Origin of the sequence: Paraburkholderia suaedae (assembly GCF_040812055.1) — a bacterium.
Classification (GTDB): domain Bacteria; phylum Pseudomonadota; class Gammaproteobacteria; order Burkholderiales; family Burkholderiaceae; genus Paraburkholderia.
In genome coordinates, this window is the sequence record NZ_JBFOAH010000033.1 from 52,890 (window position 1) to 63,234 (window position 10,345).

General features: G+C 59.3%; 7 protein-coding genes and 1 pseudogene. 6 read left to right on the forward strand and 2 right to left on the reverse strand.

The window, feature by feature from the left end; translation table 11 throughout:
* The first annotated feature begins 26 nt into the window (after window positions 1–26).
* The 6 genes from ABQJ48_RS31770 to ABQJ48_RS31795 all read left to right on the forward strand — a co-directional run bounded on the left by ABQJ48_RS31770 (window position 27) and on the right by ABQJ48_RS31795 (window position 5,630).
* Window positions 27–1,076, forward strand: a complete 1,050-nt coding sequence (locus ABQJ48_RS31770; RefSeq protein WP_367841900.1) for a Bug family tripartite tricarboxylate transporter substrate binding protein — start codon at window positions 27–29, stop codon at window positions 1,074–1,076.
* 92 nt (window positions 1,077–1,168) lie between these two features.
* A complete protein-coding gene (locus tag ABQJ48_RS31775; protein ID WP_367841901.1) occupies window positions 1,169–1,870 on the forward strand; it encodes a class II aldolase/adducin family protein in 702 nt (233 codons plus the stop codon).
* Window positions 1,871–2,035: 165 nt separating this feature from the next.
* On the forward strand, window positions 2,036–4,090 hold the full coding sequence (locus ABQJ48_RS31780; RefSeq protein WP_367841902.1) for a tripartite tricarboxylate transporter permease: 2,055 nt from the start codon (window positions 2,036–2,038) through the stop codon (window positions 4,088–4,090).
* Window positions 4,091–4,107: 17 nt separating this feature from the next.
* Window positions 4,108–4,587 carry a bacteriohemerythrin gene (locus tag ABQJ48_RS31785; RefSeq protein WP_367841903.1) on the forward strand — a complete coding sequence of 160 codons (480 nt, stop codon included), beginning with the start codon at window positions 4,108–4,110 and terminating at the stop codon, window positions 4,585–4,587.
* A 432-nt stretch (window positions 4,588–5,019) separates the two neighbouring features.
* Entirely contained in the window at window positions 5,020–5,253 is a 234-nt protein-coding gene (locus ABQJ48_RS31790) for a type II toxin-antitoxin system Phd/YefM family antitoxin (RefSeq protein WP_367841904.1), read from the forward strand.
* Entirely contained in the window at window positions 5,253–5,630 is a 378-nt protein-coding gene (locus ABQJ48_RS31795) for a type II toxin-antitoxin system VapC family toxin (protein ID WP_367841905.1), read from the forward strand. The genes ABQJ48_RS31790 and ABQJ48_RS31795 overlap by 1 nt, the downstream gene beginning before the upstream one ends.
* A 468-nt stretch (window positions 5,631–6,098) precedes the next feature.
* On the opposite strand, the gene ABQJ48_RS31800 is transcribed toward ABQJ48_RS31795, so the two are convergent.
* Window positions 6,099–8,864 (reverse strand): MGH1-like glycoside hydrolase domain-containing protein, encoded by a 2,766-nt coding sequence (locus tag ABQJ48_RS31800; RefSeq protein ID WP_367841906.1) that lies wholly within the window; start codon window positions 8,862–8,864, stop codon window positions 6,099–6,101.
* A gap of 287 nt (window positions 8,865–9,151) precedes the next feature.
* Window positions 9,152–10,232 (reverse strand): annotated as a pseudogene (locus ABQJ48_RS31805) (IS1182 family transposase); the annotation flags it as partial.
* Between the last annotated feature and the right edge of the window lie 113 nt (window positions 10,233–10,345).

Genomic DNA, 10,345 nt, shown 5'->3' on the forward strand with positions numbered 1-10,345 from the left:
CACAAGACACAGGAAGGAGACAAGCGATGACAGGGCAAACAACGCAAAGTCGCAAGCGCCGGCACTGGATTATTTCGGCGGCACTCGCAGCATCTACCGCATGGCTCGGTACCGCGTCGGCAGAAAGTGTGCAGGATTTCTACAGCGGCCGTACGGTGAACATGGACATCGGCTACTCGGTCGGTGGGGGCTATGACATGTACGCGCGGCTGCTCGCCAAACACCTCGGTAATCACCTGCCCGGCAAGCCGACCATCACGCCACAAAACATGCCGGGTGCGGGCAGTCTGAAGGCGGCAAATTATCTCTACAGCGTTGCGCCGAAAGATGGCGCAACGATTGGCACGTTCGGGCGCACGATGCCGGAAGAGCCGCTACTCGGTGAAGCGGATTACGATGCACGCAAGCTGGTCTGGCTCGGTAGCATGGACAGCGACGTCTCGCTGTGCGTGACGTGGCATACGTCGTCCATCAAGACCTTCCAGGACCTGCTCACGAAGCCGTCGCGCTTCGGCGGTCAAGGTGCAGGTTCCGATCCAGACGTGATGGCGAACACCATCAAGAATCTCTTGCACTCAAAACTGCAGCTGGTGACTGGCTACCCCGGCAGCAACGAAACTGCTCTCGCGATGGAGCGTGGCGAAATCGACGGCGAATGCGGCACGTCATGGAGCACGTTACGCATGCGGCACCCGGACTGGCTGCGGGATCACAAGGTCAACCTGATCGTGCAGATGGCGCTCGAGAAGCACCCTGACCTGCCGAATGTGCCGCTGCTGTCCGATTTTACGTCCGACCTGGAAACGAAAAAAATACTGAAGGTTATTGCAGCGAGCCAGGCGCTCGCCCGTCCGTTCGCGGCGCCTCCCGGCATTCCGGCTGATCGTGCTGACGCGCTGCGCAAGGCGTTCGCAGACACGATGAAAGACCCCGCATTCCTTGCCGATGCGAAGAGCTTGGGTGTCGAGGTTCGGTACGTTTCGCCGCAACAGATCAGCACGGTGCTCGAAGACGTTTACGCCACTTCACCGAATGAGATTGCGAAGGCCAAGGCTGCAGTTGGCGGTCGGATGTAACGCAACAGGTACGTGAACGGGGCGGCACTGCCCCGTTATTCAATTGAGCGATCCATCAACTCATCAGTTCATCAATTGCACGAGGGATTTTTATGACGCTTGAAGAAGCGCAACAGAAGCTTATCGACGCCGGCCGCATTCTGGAAACAAACGGTCAGGGCGATTTCACGCGCGGGCACGTGTCGGTGCGCGTGCCGGGTGACGCGTCGAAGTTCATCATGAAGCCGCACAGCTACGGTTTCGATGAAATCACACCGGAGAATATCGTCGTATGCAACATGGATGGCGAGAAGATCGGCGGCGCAGGGCGGCGTCACAGCGAGGTGTTCATTCACTCGGAAATTTACAAGGCGCGGCCTGACGTGACGAGCGTTATTCACAGCCATCCGACTCACGCCGTTGCACTGTCGGCTACCGGCAAGCCGTTGAAGATGGTCAGTCAGCCTGCCTGCACTTTCGCAGATGGCGTGCCTTACTACACCGACACGGTGAACCTGATCCGCACTGAGGATCTGGGGCGCGGCGTGGCGCGGGCGCTCGGCACTTCGAAGGCGGTGCTGATGCGCAACCACGGTGTTGCGATCGCCGGTCACACCATCGAGGAAGCGGTGATTCTCGCGCTTGCGCTTGATGAGGCTTGCCATATCCAGCTACTGATGGAAGCGGCGGGCGGTGAAGGCGACGTGTTTCCGGACGAAGACGTGCGGCGTCTGCACGATCAGGTGACGCGGCCGGAGCAATTCACCATCAATTTCGACTACCTGCGCCGCAAGGCGAATCGCGCCCTGCGCTGAACGCGGACAGCAACACACGGGCTGGCGGCGCTGCAACTCGCTGTTTCGGGCGAACGCAGCGCCGCTCTTCTATGAGCAATCCGGTAACAACGGAGACAACAACATGTCCGTTTGTCATGCTTTGGCGCGTTCACTGCGCTTATACATTCAACAGGGGCGGCAATCATGCTAAGCGCCGCCGTCCATGCGTTCTTCATCGTGATGGACCCGATGCGACTGCTCACGATGCTGGGCGGCGTAGTGCTGGGCCTCGCGCTCGGTGTCGTGCCAGGCCTTGGCGGCATCGTCGGGCTCGCGTTGCTGATTCCGTTCACCTACCATATCGACGGCTACACCGCATTTGCGCTGCTCCTGGGCATGGCGGCAGTGACTACCGTGTCGGACCTGATTCCCGCTGTTCTATTCGGCGTGCCCGGCACGGTCGGAGCGGCGGCGACCGTGATCGACGGTCACCAGATGGCACGCAAGGGGCAGGCAGCACGTGCGTTCGGTGCAGGCTATATGTCTTCGCTTTCCGGCGGCATTTTTGGCGCGCTACTGCTCGCGCTGCTGTTGCCATTTCTGCGCAAGCTTGTGATGTATGTAGGCTCGGCCGAATTGCTAGCCTTCTGCATTTTTGGCCTTTCCATGATTGCGGTGTTGAGCGGCAAGGCGCCAGTCAAAGGGCTGGCTGTCGCGTCGTTCGGGCTGATGCTGTCGCTCGTCGGTTCCGATCCGCAGACCGGTACGCTTCGCTGGACCTTCGGTTCATTTTATCTGTGGGACCATTTACCGCTTGTACCTGTCGCACTCGGCATCTTTGCGATTCCCGAGCTGGCAGATATGGCAATCGAGCGCAGGAGTATTGCGAGCGTTACCGATACGACAGCCGTCAGCGGTAACCAGTGGGACGGCATTCGAGACGCCATGCGTAGCTGGTGGCTTGTCCTGCGTTGCAGCGGCTTAGGTGCGGTGCTGGGTGCTGTGCCTGGCGTCGGTTCAGCGGTGATCGACTGGATGGCGTACGCGCACGCGCTGCGCACCGAGAAGAATCCGGAATCGTTCGGACGGGGCGACGTTCGAGGCGTGATTGCAGCGGAAAGCTCGAACAACGCCAAGGAAGGTGGTCACCTTATTCCGACGATTGCGTTCGGCATGCCTGCAGGCGCATCGATGGCGTTGTTGCTGAGCGCATTCATGATGCACGGTTTCACGCCCGGCCCGGAAATGCTGACGAAGCACCTCAGCGTCACTTACGCGATTATCTGGACGCTGGCAATTGCGCACGTGATGGGTGCTGTGATTTGTCTGTCGGGGAGCCGCCTCTTCGCGAAGCTCGCGACCGTACGCGTAGGTGTGCTGTTGCCACTGATCCTTGCGATTCTCTTTCTGGGCGCGTTCAACGCAAGCATGAGCTGGGGTGACATCTGTTCACTCGTGCTGTCCGGCGCATTCGGCTGGATCATGAAGCGTCTTGACTGGCCGCGTCCGCCGCTGATTCTCGGTCTGGTGCTCGGTAGCATGTGCGAGCGCTACTACTTCATTTCGACCGAGGTCTACGGTACGGGCTTCTTTACGCGCCCGGTCGTGCTGATCGTGTTGCTGGCTGCGCTGTGGGTCGTGATCGGCCCGGCCGTGCGTCGTGGGTATCGACGCCTGAAGGACAGGAACCCCGCGGAAGCGCTGCCCCGCACGAAAGCGAGGTGGGCCGTGCGCCGTTTCGATCACCGGTCCCTGTTTGCGCTTGTGATGATGCTGATTCCGGTCGCTGCCATCTGGTCCGCGCGCGATTGGAATTTCGGTGCAAGGCTGATGCCGATGACGGCGGCATCAGCAGCGTTGCTTTTCTGCGGGTTGGCCTTCCTGAGACAGCTCGTGACGATCGAAGGCGGCGCGGTAGGTGCTGAAGCGTCGAACGCTCACGCGCACGAAGCACTGCAACAGGCAGAGCCGGTACCGGCGCACCTGGTACGTAGCCGCGGCCTGCGCTTCTTCCTCTGGGTTGCCGGTGCACTGGCGCTGGGATATGGCATCGGCCTGATACCTGCGCTGTTCGTTCTCATGTTGCTGCTCGCGCGTTTGGAGTTTGCCGAGCGCTGGCGGACTTCCGTTCTATTGTCGGTGCTGATGACCGTTGCCCTGTGGGTCATCTTCGATCGCATTTTTGCAGTCACCTGGTCGCCGTCTATACTCGGCAACGTGGTGCCGGCGCTGAGGAATGCGACCGGCGGATTACTGTAAAGCAGCGGGAATAAGCAATGAGCACGATGGAACGAGCAAGAGACATTGAAGCCCCGGTGCGGACCAGCGATAACAGCATGATCTGGTCCGACGCACGGCTGCTGGGCTTCGCGGCGATGGACGATGTGCACAAGGAATTCTACGAGGTGGCACTCGGACTCCTGAACTGCTCGGATGCGACGGCGTTAGCTGCAATCGAGGCATTCGAGATACACGCGGTCAGCCATTTCGAGCAGGAAGACGAATGGATGCGCACAACCAACTTTCCCCCGCGTAACTGCCACATTGATGAACACGCTGCAGTGCTGAAATCGGTTCGCGAGGTCAAGGCCGCAGTTGAGCAGGGCCACGGGGGCGCTGCTATGGTCCGTAATATCGGCATGCACCTGTTTCGCTGGTTTCCGGGGCACGCTGACTATCTCGATTCAGCGCTTGCTGCATGGATGACCAAACAGAAGATGGGTGGCAAGCCTGTCGTCTTAAGACGGACGATTTGACGGAAACTGTTTCGAGAAAGACGCCGACCCGAGACGTGAGGAGGCGCGGCGGTTTTTCTAATGAGGCGATATCCCTTGTGTCGGGAATCCATCAAGACGAGTTAGAACTGTTCAACCTTCAGTTGTTTGACGATCCGGTGAACGCCGGCGTAAGCGAGGACGAAGACCTGAGCATCTTCGAAACACAATGGAATGGCGTTCCTGTCAACGGTGCAGACGCATTTAGTCGCCAAAGACATCGGGCGTCGAGCCAGCCTGCTCCAAGTGCAGGCCGGCACCATTCCATTGCGGCAGCGACCCAGTGTTAGATGCGTACAGGCGCCCCGGAGACAAAAAGAGCGTTGTCGCCGGCATAGACTCCGCGCCAGATCTATCCCTTGCGTTCGTGGGTTAGCTAGACTAGACTAAGCTTATTCAGTGAGCGGAGGCTGTATGCAGAGCGTAAATATTCACGAGGCCAAATCCCAGCTTTCGCGGCTCATCGAGGCCGCGGTTAGCGGTGAGGAGGTCGTTATCGCGAAGGCTGGAACGCCTCTCGTGCGCCTGGTCGCGGTCGACCAAAAGCCGGCGATCCGCTTCGGTTTGATGAAGGGGCAAATCCATATCGCGGATGATTTTGATGCGCCGTTACCGGATGACCTTTTAGCAGCATTCGAGGGGCGGTAATGCGGCTGTTGATCGACACGCATATTTTCTTGTGGGCGATGAACGGCGACAAGAAGCTCTCCAAGGAAGCACAACGCATCATGTTGACCGCCGACGCCGTTTTCGTTAGCGCGGCGACCATTTGGGAGATCTCAATCAAGTCTGCACTTGGCAAGCTGGATGCCGACCTTGATGAGCTGGTCGGCAACCTGGAACATGCGGGCTTTCGCGAGTTGCCTGTTACCGCACGGCACGCGGCGGCGGTGCGCAATCTGCCGGACATTCATCGTGACCCGTTCGATCGGCTTTTGGTCGCACAGGCTACAACTGAACCGTTGCGTCTCTTGACCATAGATGACAACGTTGAGAAGTACACGGACCTGGTCATCAAGGGCTAACCACACCGGAAAACTAAGCCAGGATGACGGCGGGGGCCTTCTGCCAGGATGACGGCGGGGGCCTTCTGCCCGGATGGCCAGGAAGGGTTCACGAGCCAACCGTCCTTGGTCAGTTGCACGAATAACTCGCTTTGGTACTAATCCACAATTGCGGCAATCGTTCTGGCGCCAGTGCTTCAATCAGCAACAGCACGTAGCCAGTTTAGATCCAGAGCGTGGCCGTAGCGGCCCGATGTCTGCCTGGTCGAAGACCCTTGGCACGTGGTTCGTGACTGCGGCCCGCGTGCCGCATAGGCGCTTCGCCAACTTTGCACAGTAAACGTCACTTCACATGAGTTCCGACGAGCCTGACATGACGTCGAGGACGCGTCCTTCCAGTCGTTTTTTATCCTGAGCATGCTCGACTGCCGCGTGCGCAGACGCAAGCTTCTTTGTCCGGCCAGAAGGGGCGCCGCCCGCAAGCGTCACCTATCGCGCCATTGCGGGTAGCGAGTCTTCGGTCACTGCGGCGGCCGACCGCACGTTTTCCGCTGTGGTATCGGACGCCACATGGGCGAGCCTCATCAGACGCGGCTGAAGCAATAGTGCTACGAGACCGCTCCAGCCCGTCTGATGCGAAGCGCCGACACCACGTCCGCTGTCACCGTGAAAGTACTCGTGGAACAGCACGAGGTCAGACGAGCGCGGGTCGGTCTGCAATTGTGGATACGCGGCCATCACGGGGCGCATGCCGTGCTCGTCTTTGAGAAAGAGGGTAGTAACGCGCCGCGCGAGACTGTCGGCGATCTCGCTAAGCGAGCATCGAATGCCGGATCCCGTCGGATATTCGATGCGGAATTCGTCGCCGTAATAGCGATGGAATTCGTACAGCGATTCGATCAGCAGATAGTTGACTGGCATCCATACGGGCCCGCGCCAGTTTGAATTTCCGCCGAACACGCGCGAGTCGGATTCGGCCGGCTGATATTCGATGCAGACATGCACACCGGCATGATCGAAGACGTACGGTGTGTCGCCATGCACGCGTGAGAGTGCACGCACGCCGTGCTCGGAAAGGAATTCGTGCTCGTCCAGCGCGCGGCGTAGCAGCGCCGTCATCCGGTATCCGCGCAACAGGGAGAGCAGCGTGGTGTTTCCCTTGCCGGGTTCCGTCCACCGCGACACGAGCCTGGCCAGGTTTGGCCGGTGATCTAAAAACCATGCGAGCCGTTCACGCAGGCCAGGCAGGTGGCCGTATGTCCGTTCTTCGAGCACATGCACGGCGAAGAGTGGGATAAGGCCGACGATCGAGCGAACTCGCATCGGCACGCGGGTTCCGTCCGGAAGGTGCAGTACGTCATAGAAAAATTCGTCCCGGCTGTCCCAAAGCCCTGTTCTGCACCCCTCGCTGCAACTGACGGCTTCTGCGATATACAGGAAGTGCTCGAAGAACTTCACCGCAATTTCAACATAGGCATTGTTCGCCATCGCGAGCTCAAGTCCGATCTGCATCAGGTCGAGCGCATACGAGGCCATCCAGGCGGTGCCGTCAGCCTGGTCAATGCGGCCGCCCGTCGGCAGCGGGGAAGAGCGGTCGAAGATGCCTACGTTGTCGAGCCCGAGAAAGCCGCCCTGGAAAATGTTGTGATCCTCTGCGTCCTTGCGATTGACCCACCACGAAAAGTTCAGCAGCAGCTTGTGGAACATCACTTCGAGAAACTCGTGATCACCGACGCCAGTAACTTCGCGGTCGAGTTCGTACACGCGCCAGGTCGCCCATGCATGAACGGGCGGATTGGCGTCGCCGAATGCCCATTCGTAGGCAGGCAATTGCCCGTTCGGGTGCATGTACCGTTCTTTCACGAGCAGCAGCAGCTGCTTCTTCGCAAAGTCGGGATCCATCATGGCGAAAGCGGCAGCATGGAACGCGAGATCCCACGACGCGTACCACGGGTATTCCCATTTGTCGGGCATCGACACGATGTCGCCGTTGCACATATGCCGCCAGTCCGCGTTGCGACCATGCCGGCGGCTTTTCGGCGGCTTCGGTTGACCGGGGTCGCCGTCGTGCCAGCGCGTTACGTCGAACTGATAGTACTGCTTCGTCCAAAGCATGCCGGCGAGGGCCTGGCGCTGCACGAGCCGCGCATCGGCATCGGGGATATCGTGCTGGAGCGCCGCATAGAACTCATCGGCCTCCGCGATACGGCGCGCGAAAAGCGCTTCTAGGTCGAGCGTCGTGTCGTCGTGAGTGGCGCTCGGCGCCGCCGCCGGACGCCAGCGCAGATACAGCACGGAGCTCTCGTGCGGCTCGAGCGACACCGTCATGTGTGCGGCGGCGCGGGTGCCTGCGTTGCGACGTATCGCCTGCTCGTTGTGGTCGACGAGGTAATCATTAAAGCCGTCCTTGAACGGGCCCTCCCCGGCGATGCCGAAAATGCGGCGAACATTGGTTTCATTCTCACAAAACAGCCATTCGATCGGCTGCCGCGCCGAGGCCGTGACGATCATGGTTCCCAGCGCGGGATTGTGTGCGAGTACGCGTGCGCCTTCGACGGAATCCGGCTCCAACCTAAGCGAGGGCTTGGCGGGCTTGCCTGACCACGCCCAGCGGTTGCGCGCCCAGAATAGCGGCAACGCATGCAATGCAGCGGGCTCCTCTGCGCGATTCTCGATCGTCACCCTCATCACAATGTCGTCGGGTGTGTGCTTTGCGTACTCTACCCAGACGTCGAAATACCGCTCGTTGTCGAACACACCGGTGTCGAGGATTTCGTATTCGGGCTGATCTGCGCCGCGCCGGCCGTTTTCGTCGATCAGGTCTTGATACGGATACGCATCATGCGGGTACTTGTACAACATCTTCATGTACGAGTGGGTCGGCGTGCCGTCGACGTAGAAGTACAGCTCTTTCACGTCCTCCCCGTGGTTGCCTTGCGCATTGGTCAAGCCGAACAGCCGCTCCTTGATGATGGCGTCGCGCCCGTTCCAGATTGCAAGCGACACGCACCAGTCAAGCGGGTCGTTACCGAATCCGGCAATGCCGTCCTCCCCCCAGCGGTACATGCGGCTGCGTGCGTGGTCGTGGGGCAAATACTCCCATGCGGTTCCGTATTCGCTGTAATCTTCGCGTACCGTACCCCACTGCCGGTCGCTCAGATAGGGTCCCCAGCGCCGCCAGCAATCCAGATTCGGGCCATGCAGACGAAGTCCCTCCTGTGAGTGGAGCAGTTCTCTAGCGCGTAGTAGTGACATGTAACCTCCGAACCGGGATCGATGGTCGAAGATGTTCAGTGTTTGAACTCCATCCACCGGGCACGAATGCGTCGCGTGGCGATATCTTGATGATAGGCGTCGTTTTACCTCACGGCGTGCTCGCGTCGACTCGCGCGTGATTTCGTCTGACTTTTTGCAGGATATCGCGCGAAGCCGATCCCGCACAGTTGCGAATCCAGCGTCGACAGTTCAACTGAGAGATATTGGGTGGCTCCGCCACCTTAACGCGAGCCGTTTCCCGGCATATGTTGGAAGGCTCAGGTGCCTCACGCACCCACCAGCCGCATTGCCCTCATGGTTCGCGAGAATCCCACTATCGCTATCACGCGCTTGAGGTTGTACGCCAGCGCATGCAGGCTCATCTCAGTACTTACGTTGGTCAGTCTGCGCGTCAGGAAGTGCGTGTAGCCCATCCAGTGCTTGAACGTTCCGAAGACGTGTTCAACGGTTCGCCTTCGCACCGTCATCGCATTCGGCATTCTGTCCAGTCTCTTCTGAGCAGCTTCCAATACAGACTCATGTTCCCATCGCGTGATGCGTCGATAATCGCTCGGAGTACATTGAGATTTGATATTGCAACGAAGGACAGGCACTGCTCCAGTAGCGGTGCAATTGCATGCCATGCTCTTCGCGTGTGAAGCGGTAAATCGCACGTTGTCCAGCTGGACAAAGGTATTCGTCATCCCGGGCAATGTAGATGAAGTCCGCTCTGTCGAAGCGGCCATGGGCTGTGGCGCCTGACGTCAGGTTCTTTGGGAGAATGGCGGCAATGCCCGCATCCGCACATGCTTTTATCTGCGGACCGCTGTAGTACCCACGGTCGGCGATGACCTTCAGTCTGTTCCTGCCCATGGCATCACGGGCTGCTTGCGCCATCGGACTGAGTTGCGCCCGGTCGTAGCCGGAGTTCGTTACCTCATGAGCAACTATGAGGTGGTGCCTGGCGTCTACGGCCACCTGCACGTTGTAGCCGACCATGCCCGAGCCTCTGCCGCTCGTCGCCATGGAGCGCGCATCGGGGTCAGTCAGCGAAAGCTGGCCATCCGGTTGCGTCTTGAGTTCTTCCCTGATCTGCTCGAGGCGATGCATTTGATCGGGCAATTGCTTGATCTTTTCCTGCAGCCGGGTGGTCTTCGCTTCGAGCTCGGGTGGCTGCGTCCGGTCGGCCGTTTCCAGTGCACTCAGGTAGCGCTGGATGCTCTCCTCAATCTGCTGCTGCCGCTTGTCGATCTTGCCCGTCGTGAAGTTGCGGTCGCGAGTGTTCTATGCCTTGAACTTGCTTCCATCAATGGCAACCAGTGCCTGTGAGAACAGCTTCAGATCGCGGCACAGAACGAGGTTGTGTCGCGATAAGGCGGGCGGGACGAGCAAATTCCAATGTGATTAGGAATGCTTATATAACCAGCGAATAGAATTGCTCCGCTGCGGTTTTGGTGAAGCCATTATCGTGCATCTGCCCC

What these genes read in the sequence shown, in the direction of transcription:
- ABQJ48_RS31770 (WP_367841900.1), top strand. Translation starts at nt 27, where the DNA reads ATGACAGGGCAAACAACGCAAAGTCGCAAGCGCCGGCACTGGATTATT.
- ABQJ48_RS31775 (WP_367841901.1), top strand. Translation starts at nt 1,169, where the DNA reads ATGACGCTTGAAGAAGCGCAACAGAAGCTTATCGACGCCGGCCGCATT.
- ABQJ48_RS31780 (WP_367841902.1), top strand. Translation starts at nt 2,036, where the DNA reads ATGCTAAGCGCCGCCGTCCATGCGTTCTTCATCGTGATGGACCCGATG.
- ABQJ48_RS31785 (WP_367841903.1), top strand. Translation starts at nt 4,108, where the DNA reads ATGAGCACGATGGAACGAGCAAGAGACATTGAAGCCCCGGTGCGGACC.
- ABQJ48_RS31790 (WP_367841904.1), top strand. Translation starts at nt 5,020, where the DNA reads ATGCAGAGCGTAAATATTCACGAGGCCAAATCCCAGCTTTCGCGGCTC.
- ABQJ48_RS31795 (WP_367841905.1), top strand. Translation starts at nt 5,253, where the DNA reads ATGCGGCTGTTGATCGACACGCATATTTTCTTGTGGGCGATGAACGGC.
- ABQJ48_RS31800 (WP_367841906.1), bottom strand. Translation starts at nt 8,864, where the DNA reads ATGTCACTACTACGCGCTAGAGAACTGCTCCACTCACAGGAGGGACTT.